A 17,754-nucleotide genomic window follows, 5' to 3' on the forward strand; every position below is an offset into this window, starting at 1 on the left:
TCTGACGAGTTCGGGAATGCAGGTGGCGACGTCCACGCCGGGGCTTTGCGGCAGCATCGCGGCGGGCACGAAGTGCTCGGGAAACAGCTGGCTCACGCGGTAACACAGCTCGTTGCAGATCGCGGCCCACGTGCTCGAGACCTGGAAGTCGCCGATGTGATGCGCCATGAAGCTCGCGCGCGGGCTGAAGATGGTCAGGTCGAGGCCGCGCTCGCGCATGAGCTTCAGCTGGTTGCTTTCGATCGACTCGCACAGCGCGTCGTCGCTGATCTGCAGCTCGGAGACCTTCGGCGTCTCCGAAGGACTGCCGATGCCCGCGATCTGGCGGTTGCGCCACGCCTCCAGCGCTTTTGGCGCGGTGGTGTAGTGGCCGTGAATATCGATGATCATCGTCGCTCCTGACAACTGGGTTGGTTACCGGCGCGATGTCACGAATGCCGTGCGCGCCGCCTTCTTCAATGTGCCGCGGTGGGTTGAGCGCTCGTTTCCCCTGCTCTCACGCGCTGTGCGAGCAGAATGGCGATCGCGGCCAGCGTGGCGGGAACGGCCAGCATCGCGAGGATCGCGCCGAACTGCCAGCCGAGCCCGAGCAGCGCGCCGCCAATCGCCGAACCAAAGATGCTGCCGAAGCGGCCCATGCCGAGCATCCAGCTGACGCCGGTGGCGCGCGCGACCGTCGGGTAACGGCTCGGCGCAAAGGCGTTCAGGCCGGTCTGCGCGCCGCTCATGCAGAAGCCCGCGGCGAAAACGAGCAGGGTCAGCGACGAGGACAACGCGCCGATCCAGCCCAGCGCGAGCACGCACAGGCCGCCGCCCACATAGGCCGCGCTGATCACGGGTGCCGGACGGACCTTGTCCATCAGCCAGCCGACGCAGATCGCGCCAATCGTGCCGCCGATCTGGAACATCGCCGTCACGTTCGCGGCCGTGGTGACCGTGAGCCCGGCGTCCTTCATCAGCGTCGGCAGCCAGCCGGTCAGCAGATAGATGACGAGCAGGCCCATGAAGTACGTGACCCACAGCGCGCCCGTCATCAAGCCGTATCCCTGCGAGAACAGCACGCCAATAGGCTTGCGCGTCGGCAGCGGCGGTTCGCTGGAGACGAACACTTCGTCACCGGCAAAACGGGCGCCGCTCACCCGGCCGAGCACCGCGCCAATCCGCGCGGGGGACGCACCGCGCACCGCCAGCAGACGCGCCGACTCGGGAAGCAGCCAGATTTGCAGCGGGATCAGCACAAGCGGCAACGCGCCGCCAAAAATCAGCACCGAGCGCCAGCCATGTGCCGGAATCAGCCAGCCGGCGGCAAAACCGATCAGGGCCGAGCCCAGGTTGAAGCCGGTGAACATGATGGTGATCAGGAGCGCGCGCTTGCGCTGCGGCGCGTATTCCGAGAGCAGCGTCGTCGTGTTCGGCATGGCGGCGCCGAGGCCGATGCCCGACAGCAGTCGCAGTACCGCCATCTCCATCGGCGAGTGCGTCGATGCCGTCATGATCGTGAAGACGCCGAACAGAAACACCGAGGCAATCAACACCCACTTGCGTCCGATGCGGTCCGAAGCGGGGCCGGCCACCAGCGCGCCGATCACGAGACCGAGCGGCGCCGCGCTCATCACGAGGCCGAACTCAGGACGCGAAATCCCCCAGTCGTGAATGATCGACGGCGCGACGAAGCCCATGATGGCGACGTCCATGCCATCCGCCATGACGATGAGAAAGCACAGCGCCACCAGCAACCACTGGTACGGCGAGATGCCGCGTGCGTCGATAAAAGCCTTGATATCAATTGTTTTTCCACTTGTCATCGCTGTTCTCCTGTCTCCCTTGTTCTGGTTTCATGGCGCGACTGTGATCGTCGTTGCCGGGTGCATGCGTCCCCGCGCACTTGTTGCGCTCTCGTTGCCTTTCAGGCCCAAACCGCACGACGAACGAAACGCGCCCGGAATCGATCCGCCAGTCAGCGCTTCTCTTTTTCTCCGCTGTCCCAGTCCAGCTTTCCGGCCGTCTTGCCCGCCACCGAATACAGCGCGCCGGGCGCATTACGCGTGCGCTGAAACGCTTCCAGCGTTTCGCCGCGCATCGCTGCGTAGATGTGCAGGTTCGACACGCCGGTCACGGCGCCGAGCTTCTCGAGCATGAAGAAGATCACGCCGTAGTGCAGAAGGCCGCGCCAGTCGCGTCGGCGAACCAGGTCCCGCTCTTCTTCGGTCAACGCCGCCGCCTCGAAGCTCGCTTCCGGATCGCGCAGGAACGCCTCGCGATGCGCCGGCTCGATCATGCGATGCAGGTAGTCGTTGATCCGGTAGGCGCGGACCGCGACTTCGATCGTGAACGGATACGTGCCTTCGAGTTTCCCGATGCCGTCCAGCTCGCTCGCCATATGACGCCGGTGACGCTCGAGCGCGGCGGGTGCCGTATCGCTGCCCTCGCCTTCGTAGATGGCGGTTGCGATGCCGGCCATCGAAGGCAGGTAGTAGCTGCGATGCGTACACACGACGTTCGCCGACAGCGCGCCGCGCATCGTCAGCCACATCACCACCTCCGAGCCCTCGTAGCCGCCCAGCTCCGCGTATTCGGCGATCGTCATCCCGGCGAGCTGCTCGGGGTCGCGCTCCAGCAGGTCGAGAAAGCGCTGGTCCCATTCCGTGTTGTTGAAACCGGCGCGCTCTCCATGCACCTGATGCGACAAGCCACCGGTCGCGACAATCGCGACCTTGAGATCTTCCGGATAGCTTTCGATGGCACGCCGCAGCGCCTGCCCGAGCCTGTAAAACCGGCGGGCAGACGGGACCGGCATTTGCAGCACGCCCATCTGCAGCGGCACCAGTTTCACGGGCCATTCGGGCTTGTGCGGGCACAGCATCGACAGCGGCGAAAAGCAGCCGTGATCGAGCGCCTTGTTCTGGAAGAAGGACATGTCGAACTCGTCGGCCATCAGCGATGCGCCGATGTGCGCGGCAAGCGCCGGATGCCCGTTGACTGGCGGCAGGTCGCGCGCGCCGCCGCCCTCGTCGGCGACCTGCCATTGCTGCCCGACGCCCAGCGTGAACGCCGAATAGTGGTCGAAGAAAAACGAGGTAACGTGATCGTTGTAGATCAGCAGGATCACGTCGGGCTTGCGGTCGGCGAGCCAGTCCGCGAGCGGTGCGAAATTCTCGAAGATCGGCGCCCATACGGGGTCGTCACGCTTGTTCTTGTCGAACGCAAAGCCGATGGTGGGGGTGTGCGAGGCCGCAATGCCTCCGATGATTCGTGCCATGCCTCTACTCCTTAAAGCGCATTCATACGTTCGGGCCAACTCACCCGTCAGCCCTGGGCAAACCACCGATGCGCGTGATCTCCGCATGCGTGTTGAAACCGCGATGCCTGTCATGAACGCCGCTTCGCGCGCCAGCGTCATCGTGGATTTCGATCGGGCTGTGCCGTTACGTGCCTGGGCCGAATGTAGTCAGACGGCCTCATCGCCGGAAGGGCGGGTTAACGAGATGCGTTGGCGAAAATGAGCTGTTTCCGGCTCATCCACCTATCGCGGCAGAGGATCGTGAATCTCGCTGGAGCCCCACGCATCAAGGCTTCAAGGCAGGTTCAGATATCTGAAGGATAAAATTTGCCGCGTCATCGCTGAAACACCAGCCGATAAACAGAACAGATGGGATGGAAATCAAGTCGCAACAGGACGGGCGCGCGCCAGCGCGGCGATGCCGGTGGATGGTGGAAGGATGTAGCGGTGAGGTAATGGCCGATGGACCATCAAGCCAGCGAACGAGCGCGGCCTGTGCGCTTTGCACGCGGGGATCCAGCGTGAAGCGTGGATTCATCGGGGGAAACCGGGCTATCGCAACCCAGGAGCAATCGCCAGCCCGGATCGGGCTGGCAGCGTGGGCGCGCCTTAAGTAAGGCTTTAACGGGCCGTGTCGTACGCCCAGGTCCCCTCGACGTCGATCCGCGTCTTGACCGAGTTCGCCAGATAGCACGCATCGTGTGCGGCGTGATGCAGTTGATGCAGCGCGTCGTCGGTGGGCATTTTTTCGCCGGTAAACGTGACGAGCGGCTTCAGCACCACGCGCGTGACGACTTCCTTGCCTTCGTCGTTTTTCGCCATCGCGCCTTCTGCTTCATCGCGATACGCCGCGACCGCATAGCCCCGTTGCGCCGCGATCGACAGAAACCACAGCATGTGACAACTCGACAGCGCGGCCACATAAGCCTCTTCCGGATCGACAGCAGCGGGATCCGAAAACGGCACGCGCACGACATGCGGTGAACTCGACGCAGGCACGACCGCACCGCCGTCGAACGTCCAGCGATGCGCGCGGCTGTAGCGATTATCGGTAAACGTGCTGCCGTTACCGTTCCATTCGACGACTGCTGTATGCAAGGTCATGTGAGCAATTCCCAGGGTCGGAAACCAGAGCAGCGAAACCGGTCAGATCGGCGTGAGCACCGGTTCGCCCGCGAAATGGCGCGTGGCGTTGTCGATGAAGTTGCGCACCGTCGCCGCGACCGATTCCGGCGAAGTCCCGCCGACGTGCGGCGTCAGCACGACGTTCGGCAATGCGATCAGCGCCTCCGGCGGTTGCGGCTCGCTTTCGTAGACGTCGAGCCCGGCGCCGGCAATCGCGCCCGTCTTCAACGCCGCCGCGAGCGCGGCCGTATCGACCACGCTGCCGCGCGACACGTTGACGAGAAAGCCCGCCGGCCCGAGCGCATCGAGCACGGTCCGGTCGATCAGATGACGGGTCGACGCGCCGCCCGGCGTCGTCACGACGAGGTAGTCGCTCCACTGCGCGAGCGACAGCACGCTGTCGAAATAACGGCACGTCGCGCCTTCACGCGGTTTGCGATTGTGATAACCGGTTTCGAGATCGAAGCCGGCCGCGCGCCGCGCGACCTTCTCGCCGATGTTGCCGAGACCGACAATGCCAAGCCGCTTGCCGGACACCGTCGGACGCATCGGCAGCACGTCGCGCCACACGCCCTCGCGGGTGGCGCGATCGCGCCGCGGCACGTCGCGCACGGCCGCCAGCAGCAGCGCGAACGCGTGATCGGCGACGCAGTTGTCGTTGGCTCCCGCGCCGTTCACCGTCACGATGCCGCGTGTACGCGTATGATCGAGCGCGACGTTTTCGTAGCCGGCGCCGAGCGCGCTGACGAATTCGAGTTGCGCGAGCCGGTCGATTTCGTCGGCGGTCAGCCCCGTCGTGCCGTTGGTCAGCACAGCCCGGATCGCGTCGCCGTGACGGGCGATGGCCTCGGTGCGCTGCGCCGGTGTGGGTGCGTGGATGAGATCGAACGATGCGGAGATGTCCGCGAGACTCTCCCCGTCAAGGGGAATCAGGACCAGCAAGGAAGGCTTCATGACCCGGCGGCGATCGTGGTTGAAAACGCTGGTTGAGAAAGCTGTGGCTGGAGAAGTATACCTGCGTCACCGCGCAGGGAGCCGGCGGGTCTTTCGCCGGATGCTCGAACGCGGGCATCCCCCCGACGACTGGGCGCGACTCCTGTCCGACGGACTGACAGCGTCTTCACGCCTGCAACAGGTCACGGATCAAAGTGCCGGAAAGCGTTGACGATTGAACGCCGACCCGCGCGGCGTGCGGGCATTGAACGTACGATGCCCGTAAAATTGGTCGATTGATCCATTGCCGCCGGAGCCTGTCATGCGAATCCTGGTTGTCGAAGACGAACCGAAAACGGGCGCGTACCTGAAGAAGGGACTCGAGGAGTCGGGGTATTCCGTCGACGTCGCCAGCGACGGCGCCGATGGCCTGCTGCTCGCGCAGGAACAGAACTACGACGTGATCGTGCTCGACGTGATGCTGCCGACCATGGATGGCTGGGCCGTGCTGAAAGCGTTGCGCGCCACGCACGCCACGCCCGTGCTGTTCCTCACCGCGCGTGACGACGTCAGCGATCGTGTGCGCGGCCTCGAACTGGGCGGCGACGACTATCTCGTGAAGCCGTTCGCCTTCGTCGAACTGCTCGCGCGGGTGCGCACGCTGGCTCGGCGCGGCCCACCGCGCGAGAGCGAATTGCTGAAGGTGGGCGATCTGGAAGTCGACGTGAACCGCCGGCGCGTGCGGCGCGGCAACACGCGCATCGATCTGACGCCGCGCGAATTCTCGCTGCTGCAACTGCTCGCGCGCCGTCAGGGTGAAGTGCTGAGCCGCACGCAGATCGCGTCGTATGTGTGGGACATGAACTTCGACAGCGACACGAACGTGGTTGAAGTGGCGATTCGCCGGCTGCGCGCGAAGATCGACGACGACTTCCCGGTCAAGCTGATCCAGACGGTGCGCGGCGTCGGCTACGTCATCGAAGTGAAAGAGGCCGATTGATGGTCGCGCGCTCGCTGACCACGGCGCTTGCGCTTGCCTTCGCCGGGACGACGCTGGTGGTGTTCGCGCTGGTGGGCAGCGTGCTGTATTTCGCGATCGACCGCCAGGTGAAGCAGCAGGACGACCTCGACATCGTGCTGATCTCACGCCATACCCGACGTCTCGCGCAGGAGCTCGGCACGCTTGCCGATTTGCGCGGCCATGCGGACCGGTTGACGAGCCAGGTGCTGGGCAACCTCGCGATGTCGATGGCCGTGCGCGACCAGGACCGCAACCTTGTGTTCGAGCACAACACGGCGGGCATCGCCGACCCGGGGGTGCCTTCGCCCGCACTGGCGAGCCGCCTCGGCGCGTCGCAGCGCATCACGGAGAGCGACATCGTCGAATGGCACACCGCGCTGGGCGTGCCGGTGCGCGGGCTGGCAGCCGATACGGTGCTGCGCGACGGCACGCCCGTCACGCTGGTCATCGCGCGCAACATGACGGACCGCTGGCGGCTGCTCGATCGCTATCGCGAGCGTCTGTATGGCGCGGGTTTTGCCGGCGTGCTGCTTGCGTTCCTGATGAGCTGGATGCTGGTGCGCGAATCGCTGCGGCCCTTGCGCAACATGGCGGGCAGCGCCGCGACGATCACCGTCGACAGGCTCGACACGCGTATACCGGCCGATAACGTGCCGAATGAACTCGCCGCGCTGGTCGTCTCGCTGAACGCGATGCTCGACCGTCTGCATGGCGGCTTTCAACGCATGTCGCAATACACGGCCGATCTCGCGCACGATCTGCGCACGCCGCTAGGCAACCTGCGCGGCTCAACGGAAGTGGCGCTCGCGCGTCCGCGCTCCGCCGACGAGTATCAGTCGCTGCTGGCGTCGAACCTCGAAGAATGCGAGCGGATGTCGCGAATGATCGAAAGCGTGCTGTTTCTCGCGCGCGCCGAACATCCGCGGTTCGTCACGACGCTGAGCGAACTGGATGCCGCGAAGGAACTCGAGCGCATCGCCGAATACTTCGAAGGCGTGGCCGACGATGCAGGCGTGCGCCTGCAGGTGACGGGCGGCGGCCGTCTGCGTGCCGACGTCGAACTGTTCCGCCGCGCGCTCGGCAATCTGCTCGCCAACGCGATCCGCTATACGCCGCGTGGCGGCACGATCACCCTGGGCGCGGAAGAAACGCCGCACGGGCTGCGCGTGACCGTCGCGAACCAGGGCGCGCCGATCGATCCTTCGTTGCTCGAGCGGGTTTTCGACCGCTTTTATCGCGCCGACCCTTCGCGCAGGAGCGATCCGAAGGCGACGGGTTCGACCGGACTCGGGCTCGCGATCGTCCGCACGATCATGGACCTGCACGGCGGCACGGCACACGCCGAAAGCGACGCGGCCAGCACGCGCTTCATTCTGACGTTCGTGCGTCGGTAAGCGTCGCGCGATCCCAGCCGCCGCCCAGTGCCTTGAGCAACTGCACGCTCGCATCGACGCGGCGCGCGTCGATCTGGTCGGCCGTGCGCTCGTTGGTGAGCGCGATGGTCTGCGCGGTGACGACGTCGAGATAGCTGACCGCGCCGGCCTGATAACGGTTCATCGTGAGCTTCAGCGACAGTTCTGCCGCCGACGTCGCACGCTGCTGGCTATCCGCTTCACTCGCGAGCGTGGTGATCGCGCAGAGGTTGTCCTCGACCTGTTGAAACGCAACCAGCACCGTTTGCCGGTAACCGGCGACCGCGCCGTCGTACTGCGCGTTTGCGCCTTTCAGCGCGGCGTCGCGGCGACCGCCGTCGAACAGCGTGCCGGCCAGTTGCGCGCCGATCGACCAGAACAGGCTCGGCGCGGTGAGCCACGGTGCGAAGAACGTGCTCTCGAGCCCCGCTGTGGCGGAGAGCGTCAGGTCGGGATAGAACGCCGCATGGGCCTCGCCGACCTGCGCGTTGGCCGCCGCGACGCGCCGCTCGGCAGCGGCGATGTCCGGCCTGCGTTCGAGCAGTTGCGACGGCAGGCCCACGGGTATCCGCGGCAACGCGATGTCGCGTACCTGCTGCCGAAGCGCGAACGACGAAGCGGGCACACCGATTAGCGTCGCGATCGCGTGTTGCAGCTGGGCGCGTTGCACGTCGATGTCGCTGTCCATCGTGCGCGTGCTTTCGAGCTGCGTCTGGGCTTGCGCGACGGCGGAGGCATCGATTGCGCCGTCTTTCAGCTGCTGTTGCACGATGTTCAATGCGGCGGCGTACGCGGTGACGGAATCGTCGAGCAGTTTCTTTTGCCGGTCGAGCGAGCGCAGGTCGAAGTAGTCGAGCGCGAGATCGCTCGCGACCGACAGGCGCACCGATTCCAGATCGGCCTCGCTTGCCTGTGCGTTGTCGCGCGCGTTGACGGTTGCATCCTTCACGCGGCCGAACAGGTCCGGCTCCCAGCTCGCCGATACACCCACGGAATAATCGGGCACGGTCTGGCCAGCAAGCGAATGGCCGAGCACGTTCTGCGACAGGCGCGTGCGCGACTGCGCGGCGCCGGCGGCGATCACGGGCGCGTAGCCCGAGCGCTGATAGTCGACCATGGCACGCGCGGCCTGCAATTGCGCGACCGCTTTGGCCACGGTCTGGTTGGACACGTCGATGCGGGCTTCGAGACGGTTCAGCTCGTCGTCGTTGAATAGCGTCCACCAGGGGCCGCGCGGCTGCGCGTCGGCGGGCACGGCGACGGTCCAGCCAGGCGCGGCCGTGCCCGCATAGTGGTCGGGCACGGCGACATCGGGCTTCGTGTACGAAGGCAGTGTGGAGCACGCTGTCAGCGCGCAGGCAACGCCGGCCGCGAGCGTCTTGCGAAGGAACGGAACGGACAGGGTTAGCATGACCGGCCTCGCCTAGCGGTGGAGCGCAGCGATGCGCACCGCTTCGCCGCTGCTGATCGCGTCGCCGGGATTGTTGATTACCCGGTCCGTTGCATCGACGCCTGTCGCCACTTCCACATACGTGCCGAAGTCGCGGCCGATCGTTACCGTTTTCAGCTGCACTGTGTCGTTCTGGCCGACCACCGCGACAGTCACGCCATCGGGCCTGAACAGCAACGCGCTGACGGGGAGCTCGAGTGCGGGATGTGCGGTCCGCAGCGCGAGATGCACCTGCGCATACGCGCCCGGCATTAACGCACCGTTGTGATTGTCGACGTCGACCTCGACGCGCAACGTCCGGCTGACGGGATCGATCGCATCGGCGGTGCGCGCCACGGTGGCGGTGAACCGGCGCCCGGGATATTGCTGCGTCGTCAGATAGACCTGCGTGCCGACCGGGATGTTGCTGGCGTCGTCCTGGGGCACGTTGACGAAGATGCGCAGGCGGCCGGTCTGTTCGATATGGAAGAGTTCGCCCGGCATGCCCGCGAGCCCAGGCGAGCCACCCGACGTCACCAGTGCGCCCACGTCGACGTTGCGTATCGTGACGACGCCGTCGAACGGCGCGGTGACTTTCTCGTACGACACCATTTCGGCGAGCCGCGCGACGTTCGCCTGCGCGGCCTGCAGCGCCGCGCGCTTTGCCTCGCTGTCGCTCGTCTTCGCATCGGTGTCCTGCTGCGAAACAGACTGTGTTTTCAGCATCGTCTGCCAGCGCTGCGCGGTGCTGTTCGCGAACGCGTAGTTGGCTTTTGCCGTGGCTTCGTCGGCGCGCGCCTGCTTCAGCTGCGCGTCGAGCTCGGGCGTTTCGATGTCCGCAAGCGTCTGACCGGCCTTGACCTTCGTGCCAATGTCCGCGTACCAGTGCTGGATATAGCCGCTCGTGCGCGCATAGATCGACGCGTCGGCGTACGGCATCACGGAGCCGGGCAACAACAGTTCCTGCGAAACCGGTGCGCGTGCCGGCGTGACCGTTTCGACGGTCAGTTCGCGCTGCGCGTCGACCTGCTGCGTGAGCGCCGTGCCTGCATGCAGACGCGGCACGATGCCGATGGCCAGCAACGCGGCGACGACTGCCGCGAGCGCGACCGGCAACATGAAGCGGCGGCGCTTCACGGGCTCCGTGTTCGCAGCGGCGGGCGAAACGGGCACGACGTCCGTACACGTGGACGCGTCGCGCTTCGACGACAGATCGGGCGTAGTCATGGCGGTTCCTTATTGAGCGTGTGTGGTCAGCGATGCATCGGCGGGACGGTGCGCGTGGCGCTTTGCTAGCCACGCATGCACCATCCCGAACACGACGGGCACGAACATCAGCGTCGACAGCGTGCCGATCGCGAGGCCGCCGATCACCGCGCGTCCGAGCGGCGCGTTCTGCTCGCCGCCGTCGCCGAGGCCGAGCGCCATCGGCAGCATGCCGATCAGCATCGCGAGCGCCGTCATCAACACGGGACGAAAGCGGTTGAAGCCCGCATCGAGCGCGGCCGCGAGCGGCTCGACACCGCGTTGCAGCGACTCGCGGGCGGTGTTGATCACGAGGATGCTGTTCGCCGTTGCGATGCCGATGCAGAGGATGGTTCCCGTCAGCGCGGGCACGCTCAACGTCGTGTGCGTCACGAACAGCATCCACGCAATGCCCGCCAGCGAGCTCGGCAGACCGCTGATGATGATCAGCGGATCGAGCCACGACTGAAAGTTCACGACCATCAGCAGGTAGACGAGCGCAATCGCGAACGCAAGCCCTGCGCCGAGACCAGCGAACGATTCGTTCATCGATTGCACCTGCCCGCGAATCACGATCGACGAGCCGGGCGGCAACTGCGCGCGCGCCTCATCGACGAGCTTCGTGACGTCGGACGCGACGCCGCCCAGATCGCGTCCTTGCGTCGACGCGAAAATGTCGAGCACGGGTTGCACGTTGTAGTGCGAGACGACGGCCTGTTGCGAGCCGCGCGACATCGTGCCGAGCGCGCCGAGCTGGTTTTGCGGACCGGCCGTGACCTGGCGGGTCGTCAACGGAATGTTCGAGAGCGTTTGCAGCGAATGAATGTCGTATTGCGGCACTTCGGCCATCAGCGGATAGCTGACGCCGTTTTTCGGGTCGAGCCAGAAGTTCGGCGTGGTCTGCGAGCTGCCGGAGAGCGCGATCAACAGGTTCTGCGCGACGTCGCGCTGCGTGAGGCCCGCCTGCATCGCCTTCGTACGGTCGACGTCGACGTTGATGGCTGGTTCGTCGCCGGGCTGCTGGATACGCGCGTCGACAAGGCCGCGCACGCCGCGCAGTCGTGCCAGCAGACGGTTGGCGACAACACGGTTTTCCGCGAGCCTGTTGCCGACGATCTGCACGTCGATCGGCGCGGGCAGCCCGAAGTTCAGGATCTGGCTGACGATGTCGGCGGGCAGGAACGCGAACGTCACACCCGGAAATGCCGCGGACAGCATGTTGCGCAGTTGCGCGACATATTGCGCGGTGGGTTTGTGGTTCGGCTTCAGCGTGATCATGATGTCGGCGTCTTCGGAGCCAATCGGGTCCGACGAGTCGTATGTCAGGTTGATGCCGCTCACCGGCACGCCGATGTTGTCGAGCACGGCGGCCTGCTCCGACTTCGGAATCACCGTGCGGATCTTCGCTTCGACCTGATCGGTCAGGCGCGCGGTTTCCTCGATTCGCGTGCCTGTCGGTGCGCGCAGATGCAGACGGATTTCTCCCGTGTCGACAGCGGGAAAGAAGTCGCGGCCCGCGAACGGAATCAGCGCGAGCGAAGCAAGACAGAGCGCGAAATAGATCGGGAGAAAGCGCCGGCGCGTCGTGATCGCACGTTGCAGCACGGTGCGATAGCGGTTGCGCAGCGCCTCGAAGCGATGCTCGAAGCGGACCTGAAAGCGGGCAAACGCGTTGCGGCGGCGCGGCGCCGGAACACCAGATTTCGATGGCGCGCGCATCAGATACATCGCGAGCGTCGGCACCAGCGTGCGCGAGAAAAAGTACGACGCGCACATCGCGAACACGACTGCCTCGGCCATCGGCACGAACAGATAACGCGCAACACCGGATAGCAGGAACATCGGCACGAACACGATGCAGATCGACAGCGTCGAAACGAAAGTGGGCACCGCGATTTCGCCGGAACCGTTCAGAATCGCGTCATGCAGCGACTCGCCCTTTTCGAGGTGATGCGTGATGTTTTCGATCGCGACGGTCGCGTCGTCGACCAGAATGCCGACCGCGAGCGCGAGTCCGCCGAGCGTCATGATATTGATGGTCTGGCCGAGCGCGGCCAGTGCGATCAGCGACGTCAACACCGCGAGCGGAATCGACACGGCGATGATGAGCGTCGCGCGCCAGCTGCCGAGAAACAGCAGGATCATCGCGGCCGTGAGACACGCGGCGATCAGGGCTTCGCGCACGACTCCGGAAATCGCGGCCTTCACGAACACCGACTGGTCCGACAGTGGCGTGATTTTCAGGGCCTTCGGCAGACCGGCCGCGATCTTCGGCAGCATGGCCTTGACCTGCTGGATAATCGTCAGCGTCGACGCGCTTCCCGTTTTTTCGACCTGCAGCAAAGCTGCGCGCTTGCCGTCGCTGCGCACGATGTTGGTCTGCGGCGCGTAGCCGTCGATCACGTGCGCGACGTCGCGCACATACACGACGCCACCCTTGACCGTCTTGATGGGCAGATCGTTGAGCTTCGCGACCGTGTCCGGGCTGCCGTTCATCTCGACGTTGTATTCGCGCGAGCCGATCTTCGCGGTGCCTCCCGGCAGTATCAGGTTTTGCGCGTTGACTGCGTTGACCACGTCGATGGGAGCCAGCCCCTTTGCCTGCAGCGCTTTCGGGTCGAGCTCGACCATGATCTGACGGATCTTGCCGCCGAACGGCAGCGGCACGGCGGCGCCCTGAACCGTGGCGAGCTGCGTGCGGATGAAACTGTTGCCGAGATCGTAGAGCGACTGTTCGGGCAGCGTGTCGCTGGAGAGGCCAAGCTGCAGCACCGGCACGGTCGATGCGTTGTACGTGATGATGTTGGGCGGCAGCGTGCCGGGCGGCAGCACGCGCAGAATCGACGCGGAGTTCGACGCCGCTTCCGCGATGGCGCGGTTGATGTCGGCGCCCGGGTGAAAGAATATCTTCACCACCGACACGCCGTTCAACGACTGCGATTCGATGTGCTCGATGTCGTCCACGTCGGAAGTCAGCGCGCGCTCGTAGTTCGACGTGATCCGACGCGCCATGTCTTCGGCGGAAAAGCCGTTGTACGACCAGACGATGCTGACGACGGGGATGTCGATGTTCGGAAAGATGTCCGTCGGCGTGCGCATGATCGCGAGCGGCCCAAGGATGAACAGCAGCACGGCCAGCACGATGAACGTGTAAGGCCGCTGCAGCGCGAGTCTGACGATCCACATGACGTTTCCCCTGGACGATGGGTGGTCCGGATGCCCCGTGCGAAAAGATGCAACGGGGCTTCGTGATGGGGGGCAGTGTGACGGGCGGGCACTTACCCGCGAGTAACGAACGCATTACAAGTCCGTCATCTGCGCGGATGAGAAAACCGCAACCCACGGGCCGGATTTTCGATCGCCTGGCGTTGCAACAAGGGTTTTGACCGGGTGCGTCGGATTCGATGAAAGGGAAAAGATAACAAGCATGTAATGCGCGGGACAGCATCGGGTCAGCAGCGGTTGCACAGAATGGCATCAACCCTTCCCGATTAGCGATGAAGGGCGCCAAGGCTGCGTTCATCGTGAACGCAGCCGCTACTCAACAATGGGTGAATCATCATGAAAGCACTGCTCAAGGCTGTCCTCGTCTCCTGTGCCCTCGCCGCACCTGCGCTTGCCTTTGCGCAAACCACCAATGGTCCCGTCACGCGCGCCGAAGTGCGGGCCGATCTCGTGCGTCTCGAACAGGCGGGTTACCGGCCGGCCGCCACCGATCCGCACTATCCCGCCGCCATCCAGGCTGCCGAAGCGAAAGTCGCCGCGCAGGATTCGGCGGCCGGCCAGACGTCGGTGGGCGGCGTTGCGATGAACGGCTCGTCGCAGTCGGGCATATCGGCCGCCCCCCTTTCATCGGGCAACGATAATTCGATCTACTTCGGCCATTGAAAACGGCGCGGGACTCGGGGCGGCCCAGCCGGTCAGCATGACAACCGCGAAGAACGGAGTCCGTCCGGAGCCATCCGCTGAAACCCGCCGATGCGGCTAAAGACACCCCCGCCCCGTGCCCTGATCACGCATCCGGCCTTGTATCCGCCTGCCGGACTACTGGCGACGCCGAACTCGCCTTAAAATAGGCGCACTTTCGACTACGGATGCGTCATGCCGGATAACCTCAGTAAGCAAGGTGAATTGCGCGATCGCCCGCTCGCGAGCGACGACACCGAAATGTTCGAGCTGGCGCCGGTTTCGCTATGGCTCGAGGACTTCAGCGGTGTGCAGGCGCTCTTCGACGGCTGGAAAGCGGAAGGCGTCACCGATCTGCGGGCATTTTTCGCGGAAGATCTCGCGCGCGTGGCGCAATGCTCGTCGTGCATACGGGTAATCAAGGTCAACCGGCGCACGCTGGCGCAATTCGAAGCGGCCGACCTGGACGCGCTGACCGACAACCTCGCCAGCGTGTTTCGCGACGACATGCTGAAAACCCATATCGAGGAGCTATGCCAGTTGTGGGACGGTCAAACCCACTTCGTGAGCAAGACGGTCAATTACACGCTGGGTGGCCGCCGGCTCGACGTGCTCGTGAAGGGCAACGTGCTGCCGGGCCACGAGGCGCGTCTCGACCGCGTGCTGGTGGCCGTCGAGGACATCACCGAACTGGAAGGCGCGCGCCGCCGCATCGCCGACGGCGAACTGTACGCGCGCGGCCTGTTCGAGCATTCGCCGGTCTCGCTGTGGGTCGAGGATTTCAGCGCGGTCAAGCGCCTGCTTGACGGCGCGCGCGCGGCGGGCATCGTCGATTTTCGTGTGTTCACGGATGTGCATCCGGAGTTTGTCGAGCGCTGCATGCAGGAAATTCACGTGATCGACGTGAACCAGCACACGCTCGAAATGTTCGTCGCGCCCGACAAGAAAACGCTGCTCGCGCGCCTGCAGGACGTGTTTCGCGACGACATGCGCCCGCATTTTCGCGACCAGCTGATCGATCTGTGGGAGAACAAGCTGTTCCAGCAACGCGAGGTGCTCAACTATTCGCTGGAAGGCAACGAGCTGCACGTACACCTGCAGTTTTCCGTGTTGCCGGGCCACGAACAGAAATGGGACCTCGTGCTCGTCGCGCTGACCGATATCACCGCGCGCAAAAAGGCCGAGGCCTACCTCGAGTTCCTCGGCAAGCACGACGTGCTGACGAAGCTGCGCAACCGCTCGTTCTATGTCGATGAACTGAACCGCCTCGAGCGCAAGGGGCCGTTCCCGGTGACGGTCATCATGGCCGACCTCAACGGCCTGAAACGCGTCAACGACCAGCTCGGCCATGCCGCCGGCGACGCGCTCTTGCGCCGCGCCGGCGAAGTGCTGGCGAAGGCGCTTGAAACGCCGTTTCACGCGGCGCGGATCGGCGGCGACGAATTCGCGATCCTGCTGCCCGCCACCGACGAACGCGGCGGCGCGGCGATGATCGACACGATCCGGCAACTCGTCGACCTGAACAACCAGTTCTATCCGGGCTCGACGCTGAGTTTCTCGATGGGCATGGCGACGTGCCCGCAGGGCGACCGGATCGAAGCCGCCGTGCAGCGCGCGGACCTGCTGATGTACGAGGAGAAACGCGCGCACTACGCGAACCAGAACGGCGATACCCCGGCGACCTGACGAGCGCCCTGAGCGCCACGCGACGCCGCCGTTCAGCGGCTCGCGCGCACCGTTATGTCCGTGAATCCGGCATGCGGACCGCTTCGCCATAGGTGCTGACGATCCGGCGGTCCTGCTCGGCTGCGGAGAACAGTTCCCACTCGAGCCCGTTGACGTCCGCGCTCTTCGCGTAGCCGTCAAAGGCATCGTTTTCGAAGCCGACATGGCGTAACTGCCCGGCTTTTTCCGGCGTCTCGTTGATCGAGAAGTTGAGCAGGTCGGTGCGCCACATGGCGTAGAGGCCGGGCACGACGGCCGTCGGCGGCTGGCCGAGGCGCTCGCTGTAGTCGGCGATCGAGGCGTCGAGGTTCGCCACGGCAAGCGCGATGTGAAAACGTTTCATGATCAGGGTCTCCGTTCGAAAAGCGTGACGCCATCGTATCGGCGCTTTGCGACCGTAACCAGTTGCCGGATCATGCTGGTATCCGCATTACCCGTATCGCGAACGCGCGCGCTTACGCCGCCGTCACATGCCGCAGCGCCGGCGTGGGCACGCGCGGCGGCGACACTTCGAACGTCGTGCGCATGCGCCGCACTTCTTCCACGGGACTGCACCCGAACAGCCGCTTGAATTCGCGACTGAACTGCGACGCGCTTTCATACCCGACGCGCGCCGCCGCCGCGCCCGCGTTCAGGTTGTCCTGCACCATCAGAAGACGTGCGTGATGCAGCCGCGTCGCCTTCACGTACTGCATCGGCGACGTCGACGTGACCTGCTTGAACTGCGCATGGAATACCGCGAGGCTCATGCCGGCTTCGCGCGCGAGCATGTCGACGTCGAGATCGCCCTGGTAGTCCACATGAATCAGCCGGAGCGCTTTCGCGATGCGGCCGAAGTGGTGCTGATGCGTGAGCGCCGCGCGCAGCGCGTCGCCCTGCTCGCTTTTCAGCACGCGATAGAAAATCTCCCGCACGATCGACGCACCCAGAATGCGCGCATCGAGCGGCGAGCCGAGCGCTTCGAGCAGACGCAGCACCGCATCGCTTAATGGCTGGTCGAGCGCGGTCGAATAGATGCCCTTCGGCTCGATACGCTGCGTGCCGCGCGTATCGTTCAACGCCATCAGCAACTCGGCGATGGTGGTGAGATCGACGCGGATCTTGATGGCGAGCATCGGTTCCTGCTCGCTCGCCTCGGTCTCGCTTTCGAACGGCAGCGGCACGGACAGCACGAGAAACTGCTGCGCGTCGTAGACAAAAACTTCGTCGCCAAGATAACCGCGCTTGCGTCCCTGACAGACGATCACGATGCACGGTTCGTACATCACGGGCATGCGGGGAATCGACCGGTTCGAGCGCATGAAGCTCACGCCTTCGAGGCACGAATGGGTATAGCCTTCGGCGGGCGCGAGCGTGCCAAGCAACCCGACCATGCGCTTCTGCGCGGGGCTGATGAATCCGCCGCACGGGGCGGTTGCCGGTTGGGGTGTCGACGGGGTTTTTGACGGGGTTTTTGATTGAGTCAGATTCATGACGGTGCCTGTCCAGAGCAGCCTGGCGGGTTCGATGCCCGTCAGGAGAATAAGGCTCCGAATCTAGCACCAATCCACCGCCAACGTGCATGTCCAGGAGAATCAGGCAAACCTTCAAGACGATCAGGTCTATCCCCGAGTGACCGCGAGCCCTACGATGGGAACCCTGCCGGCACGCCCGGCAACCCATCGGCACTCCCCCTCGA

Annotated in this window: 14 protein-coding genes; 4 read left to right on the forward strand and 10 right to left on the reverse strand. The window is 64.8% G+C overall.

Features of this window, described 5'->3' with window-relative positions:
* The 5 genes from BLV45_RS24975 to BLV45_RS24995 all read right to left on the reverse strand — a co-directional run.
* Positions 1-390: amidohydrolase family protein (locus BLV45_RS24975; RefSeq protein ID WP_176954246.1), on the reverse strand; the 390-nt coding region annotated here is incomplete at its 3' end.
* A gap of 65 nt (positions 391-455) precedes the next feature.
* On the reverse strand, positions 456-1,805 hold the full coding sequence (locus tag BLV45_RS24980) for an MFS transporter (protein ID WP_090537681.1): 1,350 nt from the start codon (positions 1,803-1,805) through the stop codon (positions 456-458).
* Positions 1,806-1,957: 152 nt separating this feature from the next.
* Positions 1,958-3,259 (reverse strand): gallate dioxygenase, encoded by a 1,302-nt coding sequence (locus BLV45_RS24985; protein WP_090537683.1) that lies wholly within the window; start codon positions 3,257-3,259, stop codon positions 1,958-1,960.
* A gap of 642 nt (positions 3,260-3,901) precedes the next feature.
* On the reverse strand, positions 3,902-4,384 hold the full coding sequence (locus tag BLV45_RS24990; protein ID WP_090537686.1) for an OsmC family protein: 483 nt from the start codon (positions 4,382-4,384) through the stop codon (positions 3,902-3,904).
* A gap of 42 nt (positions 4,385-4,426) precedes the next feature.
* Complete coding sequence (locus BLV45_RS24995) at positions 4,427-5,359, reverse strand: 2-hydroxyacid dehydrogenase (RefSeq protein ID WP_090537688.1); 933 nt, start codon at positions 5,357-5,359, stop codon at positions 4,427-4,429.
* A 301-nt stretch (positions 5,360-5,660) separates the two neighbouring features.
* Here BLV45_RS24995 and BLV45_RS25000 point away from each other — a divergent pair, with 301 nt between their 5' ends.
* Both BLV45_RS25000 and BLV45_RS25005 read left to right on the forward strand, forming a co-directional pair.
* A complete protein-coding gene (locus BLV45_RS25000; RefSeq protein ID WP_090537691.1) occupies positions 5,661-6,338 on the forward strand; it encodes a heavy metal response regulator transcription factor in 678 nt (225 codons plus the stop codon).
* On the forward strand, positions 6,338-7,753 hold the full coding sequence (locus BLV45_RS25005; RefSeq protein ID WP_090537693.1) for a heavy metal sensor histidine kinase: 1,416 nt from the start codon (positions 6,338-6,340) through the stop codon (positions 7,751-7,753). The genes BLV45_RS25000 and BLV45_RS25005 overlap by 1 nt, the downstream gene beginning before the upstream one ends.
* Here the strand turns inward: BLV45_RS25005 and BLV45_RS25010 are convergent.
* The 3 genes from BLV45_RS25010 to BLV45_RS25020 are packed head-to-tail and all read right to left on the reverse strand — an operon-like array spanning position 7,728 to position 13,631.
* Positions 7,728-9,182, reverse strand: a complete 1,455-nt coding sequence (locus BLV45_RS25010; RefSeq protein WP_090537695.1) for an efflux transporter outer membrane subunit — start codon at positions 9,180-9,182, stop codon at positions 7,728-7,730. The genes BLV45_RS25005 and BLV45_RS25010 overlap by 26 nt on opposite strands.
* A gap of 12 nt (positions 9,183-9,194) precedes the next feature.
* On the reverse strand, positions 9,195-10,427 hold the full coding sequence (locus BLV45_RS25015) for an efflux RND transporter periplasmic adaptor subunit (protein WP_090537697.1): 1,233 nt from the start codon (positions 10,425-10,427) through the stop codon (positions 9,195-9,197).
* Between the two features lie 9 nt (positions 10,428-10,436).
* Positions 10,437-13,631, reverse strand: coding sequence for an efflux RND transporter permease subunit (locus BLV45_RS25020; RefSeq protein WP_090537699.1), 3,195 nt, complete (start codon positions 13,629-13,631; stop codon positions 10,437-10,439).
* Between the two features lie 375 nt (positions 13,632-14,006).
* Here BLV45_RS25020 and BLV45_RS25025 point away from each other — a divergent pair, with 375 nt between their 5' ends.
* Both BLV45_RS25025 and BLV45_RS25030 read left to right on the forward strand, forming a co-directional pair.
* The gene (locus BLV45_RS25025) at positions 14,007-14,333 is read left to right on the forward strand and encodes a DUF4148 domain-containing protein (protein WP_090537701.1); all 327 of its coding nucleotides are present in this window, start codon (positions 14,007-14,009) and stop codon (positions 14,331-14,333) included.
* A 213-nt stretch (positions 14,334-14,546) separates the two neighbouring features.
* Complete coding sequence (locus BLV45_RS25030; RefSeq protein WP_090537703.1) at positions 14,547-16,037, forward strand: sensor domain-containing diguanylate cyclase; 1,491 nt, start codon at positions 14,547-14,549, stop codon at positions 16,035-16,037.
* Between the two features lie 52 nt (positions 16,038-16,089).
* Here BLV45_RS25030 and BLV45_RS25035 read toward each other — a convergent pair whose 3' ends face one another.
* Together BLV45_RS25035 and BLV45_RS25040 are read right to left on the reverse strand one after the other, a co-directional pair.
* Complete coding sequence (locus tag BLV45_RS25035; protein ID WP_090537705.1) at positions 16,090-16,419, reverse strand: VOC family protein; 330 nt, start codon at positions 16,417-16,419, stop codon at positions 16,090-16,092.
* A 112-nt stretch (positions 16,420-16,531) separates the two neighbouring features.
* Positions 16,532-17,449 carry an AraC family transcriptional regulator gene (locus tag BLV45_RS25040; RefSeq protein WP_143130477.1) on the reverse strand — a complete coding sequence of 306 codons (918 nt, stop codon included), beginning with the start codon at positions 17,447-17,449 and terminating at the stop codon, positions 16,532-16,534.
* Positions 17,450-17,754 lie beyond the last annotated feature (305 nt).

The organism is Paraburkholderia sartisoli, from assembly GCF_900107685.1.
Lineage (GTDB): Bacteria > Pseudomonadota > Gammaproteobacteria > Burkholderiales > Burkholderiaceae > Paraburkholderia > Paraburkholderia sartisoli.

What these genes read in the sequence shown, in the direction of transcription:
- BLV45_RS24980 (WP_090537681.1), bottom strand. Translation starts at nt 1,805, where the DNA reads ATGACAAGTGGAAAAACAATTGATATCAAGGCTTTTATCGACGCACGC.
- BLV45_RS24985 (WP_090537683.1), bottom strand. Translation starts at nt 3,259, where the DNA reads ATGGCACGAATCATCGGAGGCATTGCGGCCTCGCACACCCCCACCATC.
- BLV45_RS24990 (WP_090537686.1), bottom strand. Translation starts at nt 4,384, where the DNA reads ATGACCTTGCATACAGCAGTCGTCGAATGGAACGGTAACGGCAGCACG.
- BLV45_RS24995 (WP_090537688.1), bottom strand. Translation starts at nt 5,359, where the DNA reads ATGAAGCCTTCCTTGCTGGTCCTGATTCCCCTTGACGGGGAGAGTCTC.
- BLV45_RS25000 (WP_090537691.1), top strand. Translation starts at nt 5,661, where the DNA reads ATGCGAATCCTGGTTGTCGAAGACGAACCGAAAACGGGCGCGTACCTG.
- BLV45_RS25005 (WP_090537693.1), top strand. Translation starts at nt 6,338, where the DNA reads ATGGTCGCGCGCTCGCTGACCACGGCGCTTGCGCTTGCCTTCGCCGGG.
- BLV45_RS25010 (WP_090537695.1), bottom strand. Translation starts at nt 9,182, where the DNA reads ATGCTAACCCTGTCCGTTCCGTTCCTTCGCAAGACGCTCGCGGCCGGC.
- BLV45_RS25015 (WP_090537697.1), bottom strand. Translation starts at nt 10,427, where the DNA reads ATGACTACGCCCGATCTGTCGTCGAAGCGCGACGCGTCCACGTGTACG.
- BLV45_RS25020 (WP_090537699.1), bottom strand. Translation starts at nt 13,631, where the DNA reads ATGTGGATCGTCAGACTCGCGCTGCAGCGGCCTTACACGTTCATCGTG.
- BLV45_RS25025 (WP_090537701.1), top strand. Translation starts at nt 14,007, where the DNA reads ATGAAAGCACTGCTCAAGGCTGTCCTCGTCTCCTGTGCCCTCGCCGCA.
- BLV45_RS25030 (WP_090537703.1), top strand. Translation starts at nt 14,547, where the DNA reads ATGCCGGATAACCTCAGTAAGCAAGGTGAATTGCGCGATCGCCCGCTC.
- BLV45_RS25035 (WP_090537705.1), bottom strand. Translation starts at nt 16,419, where the DNA reads ATGAAACGTTTTCACATCGCGCTTGCCGTGGCGAACCTCGACGCCTCG.
- BLV45_RS25040 (WP_143130477.1), bottom strand. Translation starts at nt 17,449, where the DNA reads ATGGTCGGGTTGCTTGGCACGCTCGCGCCCGCCGAAGGCTATACCCAT.